Origin of the sequence: Alloalcanivorax marinus (genome assembly GCF_016906305.1) — a bacterium.
Classification (GTDB): Bacteria; Pseudomonadota; Gammaproteobacteria; order Pseudomonadales; family Alcanivoracaceae; genus Alloalcanivorax; species Alloalcanivorax marinus.
Genome location: NZ_JADDOL010000002.1, coordinates 149,586 through 168,693, shown reverse-complemented (window position 1 = coordinate 168,693; position 19,108 = coordinate 149,586). Strand labels below are relative to the sequence as shown.

At 68.3% G+C, this 19,108-nt stretch carries 15 protein-coding genes; 8 read left to right on the top strand and 7 right to left on the bottom strand.

Annotated features, from left to right (window positions below):
- Window positions 1–151: 151 nt before the first annotated feature.
- From IM760_RS02335 to IM760_RS02315, 5 genes are all read left to right on the top strand, one after another.
- A complete protein-coding gene (locus tag IM760_RS02335; RefSeq protein ID WP_204426954.1) occupies window positions 152–1,378 on the top strand; it encodes an MFS transporter in 1,227 nt (408 codons plus the stop codon).
- A 241-nt stretch (window positions 1,379–1,619) separates the two neighbouring features.
- The gene (locus tag IM760_RS02330) at window positions 1,620–2,741 is read left to right on the top strand and encodes an efflux RND transporter periplasmic adaptor subunit (RefSeq protein WP_338021358.1); all 1,122 of its coding nucleotides are present in this window, start codon (window positions 1,620–1,622) and stop codon (window positions 2,739–2,741) included.
- Window positions 2,742–2,799: 58 nt separating this feature from the next.
- Complete coding sequence (locus IM760_RS02325) at window positions 2,800–5,862, top strand: multidrug efflux RND transporter permease subunit (protein ID WP_204426952.1); 3,063 nt, start codon at window positions 2,800–2,802, stop codon at window positions 5,860–5,862.
- Window positions 5,859–8,951: an efflux RND transporter permease subunit gene (locus tag IM760_RS02320; RefSeq protein WP_204426951.1), complete on the top strand. Its 3,093-nt coding sequence runs from the start codon at window positions 5,859–5,861 to the stop codon at window positions 8,949–8,951. Before IM760_RS02325 ends, IM760_RS02320 begins: the two co-directional genes overlap by 4 nt.
- On the top strand, window positions 8,948–10,432 hold the full coding sequence (locus tag IM760_RS02315) for an efflux transporter outer membrane subunit (RefSeq protein WP_204426950.1): 1,485 nt from the start codon (window positions 8,948–8,950) through the stop codon (window positions 10,430–10,432). The genes IM760_RS02320 and IM760_RS02315 overlap by 4 nt, the downstream gene beginning before the upstream one ends.
- Here the strand turns inward: IM760_RS02315 and yjgA are convergent.
- Complete coding sequence (yjgA, locus tag IM760_RS02310; protein WP_204426949.1) at window positions 10,426–10,965, bottom strand: ribosome biogenesis factor YjgA; 540 nt, start codon at window positions 10,963–10,965, stop codon at window positions 10,426–10,428. The genes IM760_RS02315 and yjgA overlap by 7 nt on opposite strands.
- Before the next feature lie 31 nt (window positions 10,966–10,996).
- On the opposite strand from yjgA, the gene pmbA reads away from it, so the two are divergent.
- The 3 genes from pmbA (at window position 10,997) to IM760_RS02295 (ending at window position 14,120) form a co-directional block, all read left to right on the top strand.
- Window positions 10,997–12,352: a metalloprotease PmbA gene (pmbA, locus tag IM760_RS02305; protein ID WP_204426948.1), complete on the top strand. Its 1,356-nt coding sequence runs from the start codon at window positions 10,997–10,999 to the stop codon at window positions 12,350–12,352.
- Window positions 12,353–12,462: 110 nt separating this feature from the next.
- On the top strand, window positions 12,463–13,182 hold the full coding sequence (locus IM760_RS02300; RefSeq protein WP_239549557.1) for a BPSS1780 family membrane protein: 720 nt from the start codon (window positions 12,463–12,465) through the stop codon (window positions 13,180–13,182).
- Window positions 13,179–14,120: a BPSS1780 family membrane protein gene (locus IM760_RS02295; RefSeq protein ID WP_204426946.1), complete on the top strand. Its 942-nt coding sequence runs from the start codon at window positions 13,179–13,181 to the stop codon at window positions 14,118–14,120. The genes IM760_RS02300 and IM760_RS02295 overlap by 4 nt, the downstream gene beginning before the upstream one ends.
- Window positions 14,121–14,138: 18 nt before the next feature.
- Here the strand turns inward: IM760_RS02295 and mgtE are convergent, their stop codons facing one another.
- The 6 genes from mgtE to IM760_RS02265 form a co-directional block, all read right to left on the bottom strand.
- Window positions 14,139–15,497, bottom strand: coding sequence for a magnesium transporter (mgtE, locus tag IM760_RS02290; protein ID WP_204426945.1), 1,359 nt, complete (start codon window positions 15,495–15,497; stop codon window positions 14,139–14,141).
- Window positions 15,498–15,569: 72 nt separating this feature from the next.
- Complete coding sequence (locus tag IM760_RS02285; protein ID WP_204426944.1) at window positions 15,570–15,839, bottom strand: HPr family phosphocarrier protein; 270 nt, start codon at window positions 15,837–15,839, stop codon at window positions 15,570–15,572.
- The gene (gene rapZ, locus IM760_RS02280; RefSeq protein WP_204426943.1) at window positions 15,836–16,690 is read right to left on the bottom strand and encodes an RNase adapter RapZ; all 855 of its coding nucleotides are present in this window, start codon (window positions 16,688–16,690) and stop codon (window positions 15,836–15,838) included. The genes IM760_RS02285 and rapZ overlap by 4 nt, the downstream gene beginning before the upstream one ends.
- A gap of 22 nt (window positions 16,691–16,712) precedes the next feature.
- Window positions 16,713–17,186, bottom strand: a complete 474-nt coding sequence (gene ptsN, locus IM760_RS02275; RefSeq protein WP_204426942.1) for a PTS IIA-like nitrogen regulatory protein PtsN — start codon at window positions 17,184–17,186, stop codon at window positions 16,713–16,715.
- 18 nt (window positions 17,187–17,204) lie between these two features.
- The gene (gene hpf, locus IM760_RS02270) at window positions 17,205–17,504 is read right to left on the bottom strand and encodes a ribosome hibernation-promoting factor, HPF/YfiA family (protein ID WP_138774174.1); all 300 of its coding nucleotides are present in this window, start codon (window positions 17,502–17,504) and stop codon (window positions 17,205–17,207) included.
- A 47-nt stretch (window positions 17,505–17,551) separates the two neighbouring features.
- Window positions 17,552–19,003 carry an RNA polymerase factor sigma-54 gene (locus IM760_RS02265; RefSeq protein ID WP_204426941.1) on the bottom strand — a complete coding sequence of 484 codons (1,452 nt, stop codon included), beginning with the start codon at window positions 19,001–19,003 and terminating at the stop codon, window positions 17,552–17,554.
- Window positions 19,004–19,108: the final 105 nt, after the last annotated feature.

Below are 19,108 nucleotides of genomic sequence, written 5' to 3'. Positions count from 1 at the left end.
TACCCGCACACCAATATCCAGTACCGCGCGCAGCCGCTGAACGGGACGGATCGCCAGAAAAACCGCAATCGGGAGGCAAGCGTCAACCGTTTTGCGTTATCCTTGCGCCTCGCACTTTTAAGTATTTACTACATCCCGTTCGAGGCCTTGCATGTCGCCTTCCTCCCGGGCCCCCGGCGCCCTGCGCCGCAGCGGGCCCTTGCTGGGTTTTCTCGCCGCCCTGATGCTGCTGGCGGCCAATATGCGCACCGGCATCGTGGTGCTGGGGCCGCTGGCCGATGGCATCGGCCAGGATCTGAACCTGGACGCCGCCGCCCTCGGGCTGCTGACCACCCTGCCGCTGCTGTGCTTCGCGGTGCTGTCGCTGTTCGCGCCGCGCCTGGGCGACCGGCTGGGTCTGGAGCGGGCGCTGCTGATGGTGTTGTGGCTGCTGCTGGCGGGTCTGATCGCCCGGGCCTTCGGTTTCTACTGGCTGATGGTGGCGGGCACCCTGGTGATGGGCGCCGCCATCGCGGTGATGAACGTGCTCACCCCGGGGCTGGTGCGGCAGCGTTTCCCCCATCGGGTGGCGGCGGTTACCGCGCTCTATTCGGTGACCATGTCCTGCGGCGCCTCCGCGGCGGCGGCGCTGGCGGTGCCGGTGCGCGACCTGTTCCAGGGCGACTGGCGCTGGCCCCTGGCGGCCAGCGGCGTGGTGGCCCTGGTCGGCGCCCTGGCCTGGTTGCCGATGCTGCGTTTCAAACCGTCACGGGCCACCGTGGCGCTGCCCCGTCCCTCTCTGTGGCGGCAGCGGGACGCCTGGATTTTGAGCCTGTTCTTCGGCTCCCAGAGCCTGCTGTTCTATACGCTCACCGCCTGGCTGGCCAAATTCTATGTGGACACCGGCGTCAGCGAAGCCGAAGCCGGCCGCCTGCTGACCCTGTTCACCATCACCGGCATGCCGGCCAACTTTCTGGCGCCGCTGCTGTTCGCGCTGCTGCGCCGGCGCCGCCGGCTGGCGGTGGGGCTGCTGCAGCTGCCACCGCTGATCGGCATGGTGGGGCTGCTGGCGGCGCCGCTCACCGCGCCGGTGCTGTGGGTGGTGCTGCTGGGCTTCGGGCAGGGCTGCATGATCGCCCTGGGCCTGACCCTGATGGGCGTGCGCGGCGCCGACGCCCGGGTCTCCGCCGGGCTGTCCGGCATGTGCCAGTCGCTGGGCTATCTGCTGGCGGCCACCGGCCCGGTGACCCTGGGCGCGCTCTATGACCTGTCCGGCGACTGGCTGCTGCCCATGTGGCTGCTGATGGGGGTCACCGTGACCCAGGCGGTGGCGGGCGTCCGCGTGGCCGAGGGGCCGCCGATCCAGGCCGATGGCGCCACCGCTTCGGCGGAGCGCTGAACCGGACGGCGTTTTCGTGATCGTATAAGGTGATTGTACAGGTTGTCAGGACGCGGTTGCCGTGGGCGGCGGGCGTTCCTAAAATGCAACTCATTATCATTTTTGCGGGGGCGCCGGGGTCCGTGCGTCGCTAAAACGTTGAAGGGTGGGCCGGCCGCTGGGCCGACCGCTCCCGAGCTGGTCCGATTTCATGTCTGAATCCTCTCGTCCTTCCCGGCCGGGCGTCCCCCGGCGTCGCTGGGTGCTCGCGCTCGTTTTTCTGCTGGTGGTGCTCGGCCTGTGGTGGCTGTTGGGCCGCTCTCCCGGCAGTGGCGTGCCGGGCGGCCATCGGGGTGCCGCCTGGGACGGTCCGGTGGCGGTCAGCACGGTGCGCGCCGAAACCGGCCGGCTCACCGTGGAGGTGCTCGCCATCGGCACGGTGACCTCGCTGAATACGGCGGTGGTGCGCAGTCGGGTGGACGGCCTGCTGCTGGAGGCGGACTTCGAGGAAGGGGCCCGGGTGGAGAAAGGCGACCTGCTGGCGCGCATCGACCCGCGCCCCTATCAGGTGGCGCTGGACCAGGCCCGCGGCCAGTACCAGCGGGACCTGGCGGAACTGAAGGGCGCCCGGGAAGACCTGGAGCTGTACCAATTGCTGGACCGCCAGGATTCCATCGCCGGCCAGCAGCTCAACCAGCAGAAGGCCCTGGTGGAGCAATTGGAAGGCACCGTGGCCACCGACCGGGCGGCGGTGGCCGACGCGGAGCTGCAGCTGTCCTGGACGCGCATCGAGGCGCCGATTTCCGGACGCCTGGGGCTGCGCGCGGTGGACCCCGGCAACCTGGTGAGCAGCGCCGACACCGAGGGCCTGGTCACGATCACCCAGATGGCGCCCATCGCGGTGGAATTCACCATTCCGGAAACCCGCCTGCAGGAACTGCTGGAGGCCCGGGGCGACGACCGCCCGCTCACCGTGGAAGCGCTGGACCGGGACGAAAGCCGGGTGCTGGCCACCGGCGAACTGACCACCGTGGACAACCGCATCGACACCGCCACCGGCACCCTGCGCCTCAAGGCCCGTTTCGAGAACGCCGACGGCGTGCTGTTCCCCAACCAGTTCGTCAATGTGCGCCTGAAACTGCGCGCCCTGGACGAGGCGGTGGTGATTCCCACCGACGCGGTGCAGTACGGCTCCCAGGGCACCTACGTGTATCTGGTGGAGGACGGCAAGGCGACCCTGCGCACCCTGACCCTGGGGCCCACGGAGGGCGAGCGGGTGGCGGTGGAGTCCGGGCTCGAGGGCGGCGAACAGGTGGTGCTGGAAGGGCTGGACCGGCTGCGCGAAGGCCGTGAGGTGGTGACGGAAGCGGACGCGCAACCGTGAGCGCACGGCGCCCGGAGAACCGGCGGCGGCGCGGCGCGCGGTGGGCGGAGACGCGCCCATGAGTCTGTCGCGCCCGTTCATCCTGCGTCCGGTGGCCACCTCGCTGCTGATGGCGGCCTTGCTGATGGCCGGCCTGCTGGCCTGGCGGCTGCTGCCGGTGGCGGCGCTGCCGCAGGTGGACTACCCGGTGATCCAGGTCTTTACCTTCCAGCCCGGCGCCGGGCCGGAGGTCACCGCGCGCACCATCACCGCGCCCCTGGAGCGCCAGCTCGGGCGCATCCCCGGCCTCAAACAGATGTCCTCCACCAGCGCCGCCGGCGCCTCGGTGATCACGCTGCAGTTCGATCTGGCCATGGACCTGGGGGTGGCCGAGCAGGAGGTGCAGGCGGCCATGAACACCGCCAGCAACCTGCTGCCCACGGACCTGCCCACGCCACCCATCTATCGCAAGGTGAACCCGGCGGACGCGCCCATTCTGACCCTGGCGATCAGCTCCGCCACCCTGCCGTTGCCCGAGGTCCATGACCTGGTGGACACGCGCATCGCCCAGAAGCTGGCACAGCTGTCCGGGGTCGGCCTGGTGAGTCTGGCCGGCGGCCAGCGGCCGGCCCTGCGGGTGCAGACCAACCCCATGGCGCTGGCGGCCTACGGCGTCAGCCTGGAGGAGGTGCGCGCCGCCATCGCCGCCACCAACGTGAACCAGCCCAAGGGCAGCTTCGACGGACCGTTCCGCAGCACCATGCTGGAAGCCAACGACCAGATCCGCTCGGTGGCGGAATACCGCGATCTGATCGTCGCCTGGCGGGACGGCGTGCCGCTGCGTCTCGGTGACGTGGCGACCATCGTGGACGGCGCCGAGAATCGCTTTCTGGCCGCCTGGGCCGGCGCGCAACCGGCGGTGCTGGTGAACATCCAGCGCCAGCCCGGCGCCAATGTGATCGAGGTGGCGGACAGCGTGCGGGACTTGCTGCCGCAGCTTACCGCCACCTTGCCGGCGGCGGTGGACGTGGCGGTGCTCACCGACCGCACCGAAAGCATTCGCGCCTCGGTGCGCGCCACCCAGACCGAGCTGCTGTTCGCCATCGGCCTGGTGGTGCTGGTCACCTTCGCGTTTCTGCGCAGCGTGCCGGCCACCATCATTCCCAGCGTGGCGGTGCCGCTGTCGCTGGTGGGCACCTTCGTGTTCATGTACCTGGCCGGTTACTCGATCAACAACCTGACGTTGATGGCGCTGACCATCGCCACCGGCTTCGTGATCGACGACGCCATCGTCATGCTGGAGAACATCGCCCGCCACCGGGAGCGTGGCGCGTCGCCGTTGGAGGCGGCCCTGCGCGGCGCCTCGGAAATCGGCTTCACGCTGGTGTCGCTGACCCTGTCACTGATCGCGGTGCTGATTCCGCTGCTGTTCATGGGCGACGTGGTGGGGCGCCTGTTCCATGAATTCGCGGTGACCCTGGCGGTGGCCATCGGCCTGTCGCTGCTGATCTCGCTGACGCTGACGCCGATGATGAGCGCGCGCATGCTGCGCCGGCCGCCGGGGCACGACCCGGACGCGCCGTCGCTGATGAACCGGGTGCTGGACCGCTACGACCGGGCGCTGACCTGGGTGCTGGCGCGGCAGACCGCCGCCCTGATGGTGATGCTGGCGACCATCGCGCTCACCGGCTTGCTGTACCTGGCGGTGAAGAAGGATTTCTTCCCGGTGCAGGACAGTGGCGTGATCCAGGTGATCACCGAGGCGCCGCAAAGCGTGTCGTTCCAGGCCATGGGCGAGCGCCAGCAGCGGCTGGCCTCGGCGCTGCTGGCGGACCCGGGCGTGGCCAGCCTGTCGTCCTTTATCGGCGTGGACGGCACCAACACGGCGCTCAACAGCGGCCGCATGCTGATCAATCTGCCCGCCCACGGCGACCGGGACGAATCGGTGCAAACGGTGATGGCGCGTCTGGCCGAACGGGCCGCCGGGGTGGAGGGCATCCGCGCCTGGTTCCAGCCGGTCCAGGAGCTCAGCATCGAGGACCGGGTCAGCCGCACCCAGTATCAGTTTTCCGTGACCACGCCGGACAGCGACCTGCTGGAGGAATGGGTGCCGCTGCTGGTGGCGGCGCTGGCCGAACGACCGGAACTGCGCGACGTGGCCAGCGATCTGCAGCAGCGCGCCGCCCAGGCCTACATCGACATCGACCGGGACCGGGCCGCCCGGCTCGGCATCCGCGTGGCGGACATCGCCGACGCCCTGCAGAACGCCTACGGCCAGCGTCAGGTGGCGACCCTGTTCACCCAGTCCAACCAGTACCGGGTGATCCTGGAAGCGGATCCCCGTTTCGCCCAAGGGCTGCCGGCGCTGGAGCGCACCTATGTGAGCAACGCCGACGGCGAGCCGGTGCCGCTGGCCACCCTGGCGCGGGTCACCCAGCGCCACGGCGCCCTGCAGATCAACCACCAGGGTCAGTTTCCGTCCGCCACCCTGTCGTTCAATCTGGCGCCCGGCGCGTCCCTGGGCGAGGCGGTGGACGCGATTCAGGAGGTGCAGCGCGACATCGGGCTGCCCGCCCAGGTGGACAGCCGCTTCCAGGGCGCCGCCGAGGCGTTCCGCGCCTCCCTGGCCAATACCCTGTGGCTGATCCTGGCGGCGGTGGTGGTGATGTACATCGTGCTGGGGGTGCTTTATGAGAGCTTTATTCATCCCATCACCATCCTGTCCACGCTGCCGTCGGCGGCGGTGGGCGCGCTGCTGGCGCTGCTGCTTACCGGCCGGCCCCTGGACCTGATCGCGGTGGTCGGGGTGGTGCTGCTGATCGGGCTGGTCAAGAAGAACGGCATCATGATGGTGGATTTCGCCCTGGACGCGCAGCGTCACGAAGGGCTGGCGCCCCGGGAGGCGATCCACCGGGCCGCGCTGCTGCGTTTCCGGCCGATCCTGATGACCACCCTGGCGGCGCTGTTCGGCGCCATCCCGCTGATGCTGGCCGGCGGCTCCGGCGCCGAGCTGCGCCAGCCGCTGGGGCTGGTGATGGTGGGCGGCCTGCTGGTGAGCCAGGTGCTGACCCTGTTCACCACGCCGGTGGTGTATCTGTTCTTTGACCGGCTGTCGCGGCGCCGGGCGGAGCCGGCGCGGTGAACCCGGCGGCGCTGTTCATTGCCCGGCCCATCGCCAGCGTGCTGATCGCGCTGGCGGTGGTGCTGGGCGGCTTGCTGGCCTGGCGGATGCTGCCGGTGGCGCCGTTGCCGCAGGTGGACCTGCCGGTGATCACGGTGAGCGCCAATCTGCCCGGCGCCAGCCCGGAGAACATGGCCGCCAGCGTGGCCACGCCCCTGGAGCGTTCCCTGGGCAGCATCTCCGGGGTCACCTCGATTTCCTCGCGCAGCGGCCAGGGCTCCACCGAGATCGCCCTGATCTTCGAGCTGGACCGGGACCTGAACGAGGCGGCCCGCGATGTGCAGGCGGCCATCAACGCGGTGCGCGGCCAGCTGCCCGCCGGCATGCCCGGCAACCCCCAGTACCGCAAGATCAATCCGTCCCAGGCGCCGATCATGGGGCTGGCGCTGAGTTCGCCGAATCTGTCCCCGGCGCAACTCTACGACGCCGCCTCCACGGTGCTGGCACAGAAGATCGCGCAGATCCGCGGCGTCGGCGAGGTACGGGTGGACGGCGCCTCGCTGCCGGCGGTGCGGGTGCAGCTCAATCCCGGCGCGCTGGTGTCCCGGGGCATCGCCCTGGATCAGGTCAGCGACGCCATCGGCGCCGCCAACGCCCTGCAGCCCCTGGGCGCGGTGGAGCAGGGCGAGCGCCACTGGGACCTGACCCTGAGCCGGGCCCTGGACCGGGCGGATGAGTACCGGCCCCTGGTGCTGCGCGCCGACGGCGGCGCCATCACCCGGCTGGACGACGTGGCCACCGTCACCGACTCGGTGGAGAACCGCTACACCAGCGGCTTCCACAATCAGCGCCCGGCGGTGATCGTGGAAATCAGCCGCCAGCCCGGCGCCAACATCGTCAGTACCATCGACGCCATTCGCCAGGAGCTGCCGGCGCTGCGCGCGCTGATGCCGGCGGACAGTCAGCTCACCGTGGTGATGGACCGCTCGCCGGGCATCCGCGCCTCGTTGAGCGAGGCGCAGACCACCCTGCTGATCGCGGTGCTGCTGGTGGTGCTGGTGGTGTGGCTGTTCCTGGGCAGCGTGCGCACCGCGCTGATTCCGTCGGTGGCGATTCCGGTGTCGCTGATCGGCACCTTCGCGGTGATGTACTTCTACGGCTTCTCCCTGAACAACCTGTCGCTGATGGCGCTGATCGTCGCCGCCGGTCTGGTGGTGGACGACGCCATCGTGGTGTTGGAGAACGTGCAGCGCCATCGCGAGGCGGGCCTGCCGCCGATGCAGGCGGCGATCACCGGCGCCCGCGAGGTGGGTTTCACGCTGCTGGCCATGAATCTGGCGCTGGTGGTGGTGTTCGTCTCCATCCTGTTCATGGGCGGGGTGGTGGAAAAACTGTTCCGGGAATTTTCCCTGACCCTGGCGGCGGCCATGCTGATTTCCCTGGCCCTGTCGCTGACCCTGACGCCCAGCCTGTGCGCGCGCTGGCTCACCGATCAAAGCCGCCGGGCGCCGGGACGGCTGGCGCGGCGCAGCGCCGCCCTGTTCGACGATCTGCGCGACGCCTACGCCACCAGCCTGGACTGGGCGTTGCGCCATGGCGTGCTGACGATGCTGGTGCTGGCGGCGGTGATCGGCGGCAACCTGTATTTGTACGTGGCGATTCCCAAGACCACCTTGCCGCAGCAGGACACCGGGCAGATCCGCGGCTTCGTGCGCGGCGACGACGGCTTCTCGTTCCAGGTGATGCAGCCCAAGATCGAGGCGTTCCGGCAACAGATCCTGGACGATCCGGCGGTGGCGGACGTCACCGGCACCTCCGGCGGCGACCGGGGCCTGACCAACGCCCAGCTCACCATCCGCCTCAAGCCACGGGCGGAACGGGGCGTGTCCGCGCAGCAGGTGGTGGACCGGCTGCGCGCCACGGCGCCGCCGGTGCCCGGCGGTTTCCTGTTCCTGATGGTGGACCAGGACATCATGCTGTCCAGCCCGTTCAGCCGCAGCGAGCACGAACTGATCCTGCGTTCCGATTCCCTGGAAGCCCTGGACACCTGGGGCCGCAAGGTGGCCACCGCCATGCAGCAACTGCCGGAGCTCACCGACGTGGACGACGCCGGCAACGAGGAAACCCGGCAGATCACCCTGGACATCGACCGGGAGGTGGCGCGCCGCTACGGCGTGGACATGCAAACGGTGGCCTCGGTGCTCAACAATTCGTTTTCCCAGCGCCAGGTGGCCACCCTCTACGACGAGCTGAACCAGTACCGGGTGGTGATGGAGCTGGACCCGCGCTACACCGCCGACCCCTCGGTGCTGGCCCAGCTGCAGGTGCTCACCGACGACGGCCAGCGGGTGCCGCTGTCCACCTTCGCCACCTGGCGGTACGGCATGGCGCCGGACCGCATCCGCCACGAGGGCCAGTTCGCCTCCCAGGGCATCGGCTACGCGCTGGCGCCGGGGGTGGTGCTGTCCGAGGCCCAGGCCGCCATCGACGCCATGCTCAACCGGGTGATGCTGCCCACCGAGGTGCACGTGGCCCCGGAGGACAGCGGGCCCAAGCTGACCGGCGAACTGAGCCAGCCGATGCTGATTCTGGCGGTGCTGGTGGCGGTCTATCTGGTGCTCGGCGTGCTGTATGAAAGCACCCTGCATCCGCTGACCATTCTGTCCACGCTGCCCTCGGCGGGGGTCGGCGCGCTGCTGGCGTTGCGCTTCAGCGGCACGCCATTCAGCCTGATCGCGCTGCTCGGTCTGTTCCTGCTGATCGGTATCGTGATGAAGAACGCCATTCTGATGATCGACTTCGCCCTGGCCGCCCAGCGCCGCCAGGGGCTGGCGCCGCCGGCGGCGATCCGCCAGGCGGCGCTGCTGCGCCTGCGCCCGATCCTGATGACCAACCTGGCCGGCCTGCTCGGCGCCGTGCCGCTGGTGCTGGGGCTGGCGGAAGGCTCGGAGTTGCGTCGCCCGCTGGGCATCACCATCATCGGCGGACTGGCCTTCAGCCAGTTGTTGACGCTGTACACCACGCCGGTGGTCTACCTGTATCTGGAACGGCTGCGGCAGTGGTCCCTGCGCCGCGCCGGTTCCTCCGACACCGTGAATGCCGCCCCATGAGTCTTTGCCGATCCCTGCCCACCGTTTCGCTTCTCGCCGCCGGCCTGCTGCTGGCCGCCTGCACCGTGGGGCCCGACTATCAACGTCCGGCGGCGCCGCTGCCGGCGGACTTCAAACACGAGCAGGGCTGGCGCACGGTGCCGCCACAAAGCTGGGCCGCCAGTGGCGAGTGGTGGCGGGCGTTCGACGACCCGGTGCTCACCGGGCTGCTGGATCAGGCCGCCGCCGCCAACCAGACCCTGGCCCAGGCTCAGGCCCGTTTCCGCGCCGCCGAGGCGCGCTGGGCCGATGCCCGCAGCGGTTACAGCCCGGTGCTGAGTGCCTCGGTGGAGGGGCAGCGGCGCGGCAGCGATGAGTCGCGCAGCGTGGTCACCGGCAGCACCGTGCGTAGCGGTCGCATCACCGAGTCCTACAGCGCCGGGTTCAATCTCAACTGGGTGCCGGATCTGTGGGGCCGGGTGCGGCGCCAGGTGGAAGCGGACCGGGCCGGTCTGCAGGCCAGCGCCGCCGACCTGGCGGCGGTGCGGCTGAGCATGCGTGTCTCGCTGGCGCAGAGCTATGTGCGCTTGCGTGCCCTGGACCGGCAAATGGCGCTGTTGCGGCAGACCATGGAGGCCTACGACCGCTCGCTGGAACTGACCCGTAATCAATACAACGCCGGCATCGTGGCGCGCTCGGATGTGATCCAGGCCCAGACCCAGAGCCAGTCCCTGCGCACCGAACTGTCCGACCTGCGCAATCAGCGCGCCGCCGAGGAGAACGCCATCGCCGTGCTGATTGGCCGGGCGCCCTCGGAGTTCGCCCTGGCACCGGCGGACCGGCTGCCCACGGTGCCGGCCCTGCCGGCGACCCTGCCCGGGGTACTGATCAGCCGCCGCCCGGATGTGGTGGTGGCGGAACGGCAGGTGGCCGCCGCCAACGCCCGCATCGGCGTGGCGCGGGCCGCCTGGCTGCCGGAGCTGACGCTGTCCGCGTCCTATGGCGTGGAGGCGGACCGCTTCGGCGATTTGCTCGACGCGCCGGTGCGGGTCTGGTCGGTGGGACCGTCCCTGGCCCAGACCCTGTTCGACGGCGGCGCCCGCCGGGCCGCCAACGACCTGGCCCTGGCCGAGTACGACGAGCAGGTGGCGCTGTACCGGCAAACGGTGCTGGAAAGTCTGCAGGAAGTGGAGGACGCCCTGGCGGCGCTGCGCTTTCTGACCCGGCAAAGCGAGCAGCAGGACGCGCTGCTGGCCCTGGCCCGGGACAATCTGCGGGTGGTCACCAACCGCTACCGGGCCGGCATGGTCACCTTTCTGGAGGTGGCCAGCGCCCAGGATCTGGCGCTGGAGGCCCAGCGCGCCCAACTGCGGATTCTGGCCGACCGGCTGAACGCCTCGATCCGCCTGGCCGCCGCCATCGGCGGCGGCTGGGATCTGGACGACCCGGTGGTGCAAACGGTGGTGGAACCGCCGCGCCCCTGGGAAGACCAGGCTCAGTAAAGCGGACTGTTCTTGTCCAGCTCGTTGAGCAGGCCCACGAAGCGCTTGCGCTCGCGCTTCAGGCGGGCGCGTTGTTCCGCGTCCGCTTCGTGCAGTTCGCCGGCCGGGCGCGCCTTGATCAGATTGCGCACCTGATTGCGCAGCGCCTGGCGGTCGCCCTCCGGATAGTACTGAAGAATCTGCTGCACGATGGGCTCGGCGTCGCGGGGGCCCTCGCAGGCCAGTACCTGCTCGGTCCATTGCTGCAGCCGTTGCTGGCGCACCGGGTCGGTGAGCGCGGCCAGGGCGGCCAGCAGCGTGTCCGGGTCGGAATCGCTGATCAGCCGGCCCACGTACAGCGCGTGGCGGCGGCGCGCGTCCGGATGCTGGATGCGGCGCGCTTCCTCCAGGGCCGCGCGCAGCGGGTCATTGAGGGGCAGACGCGCCTGCTGGCCGGCCTTGAGCGCCATCAGCTCCAGGCCCACCTCCTGCAGTTCCTGCATTTCCAGTTTGCGGCGTGTCTTGCTCGGCAGGGGATCGTTATACTCGGTCATATCGTCAACGCGGAAGAGAAAGCCTTAGTTTATGTCCGAAAACGCCAGCGCGACAGTTGATCTCGGTCCTCATTCCCTCGCCGCCGCCCGCGACGTCGTCGCCCGCGTGCTCGAGGAAGCCAAACGGCAGGGCGCCAGCGCCGCCGAAGCGCGCCTGAATCTGGCCCAGGGCCTGTCCGTGGACGTGCGCCTGGGCGAGGTGGAGACGGTGGAGTTCCACCGCGACCGCGGCCTGGGCGTGACCGTGTTCTTCGGCCAGCGCAAGGGCCACGCCAGCACCTCCGACGACAGCCCGGAAAGCCTGCGCGACGCGGTGGCCGCCGCCTGCGCCATCGCCCGCCACACCGAGGAGGACCCCTTCGCCGGGCTCGCCGAACCGGATCAGCTGGCCGGCCCGGAGCCGGAGTTGGGGCTGTACCATCCCTGGGCGCTGACCACCGAACAGGCCATCGAGGAAGCACTGCGCTGTGAAAACGTGGCCCGGGACGATGCCCGCATCGTCAATTCTGAAGGGGCGTCGGTGAGCACCGGCGTCAGCGTGCAGGTGCTGGGCACCAGCGCCGGCTTTTTGCAGGGCCACGCCGGCACCTTCCATTCGCGCAGCTGCGCGGTGGTGGCGGAGGACGCCAACGGCATGCAGCGCAACTACTGGTACGACGGCAACCGCCAGGCCGACCGCATGGCCGGGCCGGAGCAGGTGGGCGAGGAAGCGCGCCGCCGCACCCTGGCGCGGCTGGGCGCCGAGGTGCCGGCCACCGGCCAGTGGCCGGTGCTGCTGTCGCCGGAAATCGCCGCCACTCTGCTGGCGCATTTCGTGTCGGCGATCAGCGGCGGCACCCTGTACCGGCGCGCTTCCTTCCTGCGCGACCGGCTCGGCGAGCGTCTCTTTCCCGCCGGCATCGACATTCGTGAGGACCCGCTGCAGGTGGGCGGCAACGGCTCCGCCGGGTTCGACGCGGACGGCCTGCCCACCCGCGCCCAGGCGTTCGTGGAGGACGGCGTGCTCAAGCGTTACGCGCTGGGCCTGTACGCGGCCCGGCGTCTGGAGATGGCGCCCACCGGCAACGGCGGCGGCGTGCGTAATCTGTCCATCACCGACACCGGCGAGGACGAGGCGGCGCTGATCCGGCGCCTGGGCACCGGCGTGCTGGTCACCGAGGTGATGGGGCAGGGCGTCAATCTGGTGACCGGGGATTATTCGCGGGGCGCCGCCGGTTTCTGGATTGAGAACGGTGTCATACAGAAGCCGCTTCAAGAGTTTACCATTGCCGGAAATCTGGGGGACATGTTTGCCGGCATTCAGGGGAGCGGGACCAATGTGGACCGTCGCGGCAACATTGCCTCCGGCTCCCTTTTGCTGGCCCCGATGAAAGTGGCCGGCGTTTGAGTCGTTATTTTTTTATTTGCTGAAAGCAAGGGAAGCTACCCATGAGTGATGTTAATCCGTATCAACAACCGGAAGCTGATGTCGTTGGCCGCGCGACGGCCCCGGGGGACATGCAACTGAGCGAGCCCCGCAAGGTGACCGTGGGCGAAGCGCTGGCCTGGATCGGTGACGGCATGAAGCTGCTGTCCGGCCACTGGGGCGTGGTGATCGGGGCCCTGGTGTTGATCTTCTTGATCACCACCGTGTTGCAGTTCATTCCGTTGATCGGCCCGCTGGCGCAGCCGTTTCTGATGACGCTGCTGTACGGCGGCCTGGTGAAGATGTTTCATCGCATCGACACCACCGGCCAGTCCGATTTCACCGATCTGTTCGCCGGCTTTTCCCAGCGCACCGGTCCGCTGCTGCTGTTGTCACTGGCCCAGCTGGGCGTGTTCCTGGCCATCGGTTTGCTGGTCGGTGGCCTGATGGTCATGACGCTGGGCGCCGGCGCGCTGTCGGGTATGGATCCGGGAGCAACCGGTGGCAGCCTGAGTGGCGGGCTGTTCCTGGTGTTGATGTTGGTGGCGGTGGTCGTGGTCACCTTGGTGGCGTTTCTGTTCTACTTCACCGTGCCGCTGGTGATGCTCACCGACACCGGCCCGGGCCGGGCCCTGAAACTCAGTTTCCAGGCCTGCCTCAAGAACCTGATCCCGATGGTCGTCTACGGTCTGGTGGCCACCGTGATCGTGGCGCTGGCGGCGCTACCGGCGCTGCTGGGCTGGCTGTTCGTGATGCCGATCCTGGCGGGTGCCTTCTATCTGTCCTTTAAACAGGTTCTGACCGAGTCATGATCAATCCCTACCAGGGGCCGGAAGCGGACCTGGGCGGTCCCGTCGGTCCCGGCCCCGAGCGGGTCGGCGCCGCCCGGCGCCGGCCGATCGGCCATGGCTGGCTGTGGTGGCGGCGGGCGTGGGCGCTCACCGCCGCCAACCGGGTGCTCTGGTGCCTGGCCCTGCTGGTGTTCATGGCGGTGATCATGGGCATCAGTCTGCTTGGTCTGTTCGTGCCGGTGCTTGGCAACTTCGCGCCGACGCTGATCGGGCCGGTGCTGGTGGCCGGGCTGCATCAGCTGGCCTGGCGGCGCTGGCACGATGAAGAGTTCGATTTCGGTCAGCTGTTCGTCGGTTTTTCCCAGCGCACCGGGCCCCTGTTTCTGACCGGTCTGACCCAGGTGGGGCTGCAGGTTCTGTTCACGCTGCTGATGGTGGTGGCGGTATTGCTGCTGTTCGGGCCGGAAATCGCCGCCCTGTTCACCGCCGGCTTCCAGGGCGAACCCCTGGACCCGACCTCCGCCGCGGCGTTCGGGCAGATGGGCATGATCAAGGTGGCGCTGCTCACGCTGATCATGGTGGCGATATCGATCCCCTACATGGCGATGATCTGGTTCCAGGTACCGCTGGTGTTCTTTGGCGACCGCCGGCCCTTGGCGGCACTCGGCGAAAGTCTGACGGCGGTGCTGCGCAACTGGCTGCCGATGCTCTGGTACGGCCTGGTGCCGATGCTGTTCCTGCTGCTGCTGGCGGCGTTGCTCGGTGTGCTGCTGGCAGGGGCGAACATGCTGTTCGGCGCGGACAGCCTGGCCATGCTGCTGGTGGGCCTGTTCAGCGGTTTCCTGTCCCTGGTGTTCGCATTGTTCTTGCTGGCCCTGACCACGGTGTCCGTCTACGCCTCGTTCCGGGATATCTTCGGCGTCGGCGACGACGAACCGGACGCCACGCCGGATCTGTGAGGAGGCGGCCGAAGGCCGCTAGAGCAGGCTCGCGTAGAGAATCGTCGCCAGCCCCAGAAACGCGAAGAACCCGACCACATCCGTAATCGTGGTGAGCACCACCGACCCGGCCAGCGCCGGGTCGATGCCCATGCGTTTCATGGCGATGGGGATCAGGGCCCCGGCCCCGGCGGCCACCACCAGATTGAGCACCATGGCCGAGGCGATGATCATGCCCAGGCTGGTGTCGTCGAACCAGAGCGCGGCGGTGGCGCCGATCACCAGCGCCCAGAGCAGGCCGTTGAGCGCGCCCACCGCCAGTTCCTTGGTGAACAGATAACGGGTGTTGCCTTCCTGCACCTGGCCCAGCGCCATGGCGCGGATCACCAGGGTCAGGGTCTGGCTGCCGGCGATGCCGCCCATGCTGGCCACGATCGGCATCAGCACCGCCAGGGCCACCACTTTTTCCAGGGTGTTCTCGAACAGGCTGATCACCGCCGAGGCGGCCAGGGCGGTAAGCAGGTTGATGCCCAGCCACAGGGAACGGCGCCGCACCGTGTGCCACACCGAGCCGAAAGTGTCCTCGTCCTCATCCAGACCGGCCATGCCCATCAGGGAGTGATCCGCTTCCTCGCGGATCACGTCCACCACGTCATCAATGGTGATCCGGCCCACCAGCACGCCGTTCTCGTCCACCACCGCGGCGGTCACCAGGTCGAGCCGCTCGAACAGTTTGGCCACATCGTGGGCGGGGCGGTCGGCGGGAATCGCTTCCACGTCGGTGCGCATGGCTTCGCGCACCGTGGTGCCGGGGTCGGAGATCAGCACCCGGGTCAGCGGCAGTACGCCGATAAACTGGTTTCTGCGATTGACCACCAGCAGGTTGTCGGTGGTCTCGGGGATTTCGCCGCGACGGCGCAGGTAGCGTTGCACCACGCCGAAGGTGATCTCCGGGCGCACCGTGATCACGTCGGTGTTCATCAGGCCGCCGGCGGTGTCCTCCGGGTAGCTCATCACCTGTTCCAGGCGCTCCCGGTTCTGCGCGTCCAGGGCGGCCAGTACCTGGCTGGTGACCTGTTCGGGCAATTCCTGCAGCAGGTCGGCCAGGTCGTCGGTGTCCAGATCCTCGATCAGCGGTACCAGTTCTTCCGGCGGCAGGTCGCGCAGCAGTTCCACGCGCACTTCCTCGCCCAGGTACTGCAGCACCTCGGTTTCCTGCTCCTGGCTGAGCAAACGCCAGAGGATTTCCCGTTCCCGGGGCGGCGAGGATTCCAGCAGGTGGGCGGTCTCGGCGCCGGGCAGACTGTTGAGCAACTGGCGCACCTGGGAAAAGGTGCCCCCGGCCAGGGCCCGGTTGACGGCGTTGAGATTGCGCTTGTGCTGACTTTGTTCGGACATGACCCCTCCTCGCTGTGCGCCAGTTTAACCCAGTACCGGCCAGGGAAGGGTCAAAGGGTGAAAAAGCGGTGGCTATTCGCCTTCGTCGAACTTGCGCTCGAACAGGTCGGCCAGCTCATCCATGGCGGGCACTTCGTCCTCGCCGTCCACGCGCACGGTCAGGGTGGTGCCCTTGGCGGCGCCGAGCATCAGCAGGCCCATGATGCTCTTGGCATCAATGGCTCGCTCGCCCTGCAGCACCTGGATGGTGCAGCTGTAGCGGCAGGAGACACTGACCACCTTGGCGGCGGCGCGGGCGTGCAGACCGAGCTTGTTGGTGACCGTCAGATTCCGTTCAATCATCCGTCCAGCTCCCGGTGGCGCACGTGCAGGGGCACGCCCTTCTCGCGCAGCCGGTGGGCCAGCTGTTCGGTGATGTAGACGGAGCGGTGGCGGCCGCCGGTGCAGCCCACCGCCACGGTCACGTAGCTGCGATCGTTGGCGCCGTAGGCGGGCAGCCAGCGGTCCAGGAAGTGGAAAATGTCGTCGAGCATGGTGCCGCTTTCCGGGTGGCCGCGCAGAAACTCGGCCACCTTTTCGTCACGGCCAGTGAGCGGGCGCAGATCGCCCTGCCAGTGCGGGTTGGGCAGGGCGCGCACGTCGAACACCAGGTCGGCGTCGTGGGGCAGGCCGTTCTTGTAGCCGAACGACTGGATCAGCAGGGACAGCCGCACGTCCCGGCGCGCCACCCGCTGGCGGATCATATTGCGCAGGGTGTGCACGTCCAGGTTGCTGGTGTCGATCACCAGGTCGGCGAGCTGGCGGATATCGGCCAGCAGTTTGGCTTCCAGCTCGATGGCGTCGGCCAGGGTGCGTTCGTCGCCGCTCAGGGGGTGGCGGCGGCGGGTGGCGCTGAACCGCTTCAGCAGCGTGGCCGGTTCCGCCTCCAGAAAGATGATCTCGGTGTCCAGGGGTTGCTGGCGCAGTTCCTCGATGATGCGATTGAAGGCCAGCAACTGACGGGGCAGGTTGCGGGCGTCCACGCCCACCGCCACGCGCTGCGGGGCGTGGTCCTCGTTCTGTAATTGCGCGGCCAGGGTGGGCAGCAGGCCCAGGGGAAGATTGTCCACGCAATAATAGCCGTGGTCTTCCAGGGCCTGGAGGGCGGTGGTCTTGCCCGAGCCCGATCGTCCGCTGAGGATGGTCAGTTTCATAGCGATGGTCCGGCCGACCGGCTCAGGATGCCAGGCGAATTTCGGCCTCCGATTCCACCGCGGTCTGATACAAACGCTGGTTGCCGTGGGCGTGGCGCAGGTCGCTGCGGTAGTCGTCGTCGTTGAACAGATTGGCCAGGTGGCTGAGGGTCTTGAGATGCTGTTCCGGGTTCTGTTCCGGTACCAGCAGCACGAACACCAGGTCCACCGGACGACCGTCCACCGCGTCGAAGTCCACCGGTTCGGACAGCTTCAGCAGCAGGCCGATGGCGGCGTCGCAGTGCCCGAGCCGGCAATGGGGGATGGCGATGCCCTCGCCAATGCCGGTGGAGCCCAGTTTTTCCCGGGCCACCAGGGCGTCGAAGACTTCCTGCTCGTTGAGACCGCCACAGCTGGCCGCGGCCAGCTGGGCGATTTGGTCGAGCAACCGTTTCTTACTGGTGACCGCCACGTCGTCGTAGGTGCGGTCTTCGGTGAGCAGTTCGCGTACTCGCATAATCGGGTTCTGGGTGACCTAGTGGCCGTGCTTGCGGCCCACGGTCTTTTCCTTGTGTTTGAGAATTTGCCGGTCCAGCTTGCTGGTCAGCGCATCAATGGCCGCGTACATGTCGTCCGCCTGGGCGGTGGCGAACAGGTCCGCTCCGGATATATGAATGGTGGATTCCGCCTTGTGGCTCTTGGGCTCCGGGGAAAGGATCACCTGAACGCTGGTGATCTGGTCGGAGTGGCGCTCCAGTTTGGCGAATTTTTCGTCCACGTAGTCACGCAGGGCGTCGGTGATGTCCAGATGGTGGCCACTGAGGTTGATCTGCATAGCTGGCTCCTTCTCTCTCGTCGAGGAGATATCCGTTCCGGTCCGGCCTAGACCAGCCGCTTGCGCGCGCTGGAGGACGGGATTCGCATCGCCTCGCGGTACTTGGCGACGGTGCGGCGCGCCACCTTGATGCCCTGGTCGTTGAGCAGGCTTGCCAGCTTGTTGTCGCTGAGCGGCTTGCGAGGGTTCTCGGCGGCGACCAGCTTCTTAATGATGGCACGAATGGCGGTGGAGGAACACTCACCGCCACCGTCCGTGTCCACGTGGCTGGAGAAGAAGTATTTGAGCTCGAACACGCCCCGGGGCGTGAGCATGAATTTCTGGTTGGTGACCCGGCTGATGGTGGACTCGTGCATCTCCACCGCCTCGGCGATATCGGCCAGCACCAGCGGCTTCATTGCTTCCTCGCCGTAATTGAAGAAGTCCTGCTGCACCTCGACGATGCGGCTGGCCACCTTGAGCAGCGTGTCGTTGCGGCTCTGCAGGCTTTTCAGGAACCACTTGGCCTCCTGCATGCAGTTGCGCAGGTACTGGCCGTCGTCGCCGCCCACCTGGCGCGCCATCTGCGCGTACTGGGCCTGCAGATTGACCTTGGGCAGCACTTCCTCGTTCAGCTCCACCCGCCAGCCGCCCCGGTGGGCGCGGACCACCACGTCGGGCACCGCGTAGTCGGCGGTCTCGCCGCCGATCTGCTGGCCCGGCGCCGGGTCCAGGGTGCGCAGCAGCCCCAGTGCCGCCACCAGGTCCGCCTCGCTCACCGACAGGGCGCGGCGCAGGCCGGCGTAGTCGTGTTTTTCCAGCAGGTCCTGGTGGGCCAGCAGGGCGCGGGCGGTGCCCAGATGGGGCGTGTCGGCGGCCAACTGCGCGAGCTGCACGCCCAGGCATTCGGCCAGATCGCGGCTGGCCACGCCCACCGGGTCGAACTGCTGCAGGCGGTGCAGCACCGCCACCACTTCGTCGTCTTCCAGCGGGTCGTCCGGGTCGGCGATCTGGGCTTCGGCGGTGCTGACCAGCTGCTCCAGGGGAACGGTCACGTAGCCGCGCTCGTCCAAGGCTTCCAGGATGATCTGGGCAATCACCCGGTCGCGGTCGCTCATGGGGGTCAGATTGAGCTGCCACTCCAGGTGGTCGAGCAGGGTGTCCGGGTTGGCGTGGCGCTGTTGCCAGGCGTCCGCATCGTCACCTTCACCGGCGCCGGCGCTGCTCTGGCCCACGTAGAGGTCGTCCCACTCGCTGTCGGTTTCCACGGTGCCTTCGACCAGGTCGTCCAGGGCGTCGTCGCGCTCCAGCTCCATGTCGCCGTCGGCGTCGCCGTCCAGGTCGTCCGCGGAGAAATCCTCGGCGCCGTCTTCCAGCTCCAGCAGCGGGTTGTTTTCCACCGCCTGCTGGATCTCCATGCGCAGGTCCAGCGTCGACAGTTGCAGCAGGCGGATTGCCTGTTGCAACTGGGGCGTCATGGTCAGCTGCTGGCCGATTTGCAGTTGTAGAGTGGGTTTCATGCTACTGGGGTCGCTGGTTCCCGAAGTGGGGCAGCATAGCAGCATTAATTTGAATTAAGCAATAATCATGCCAAGTATTGCTTTTCCCTGGGCGAGGGTGTAGGG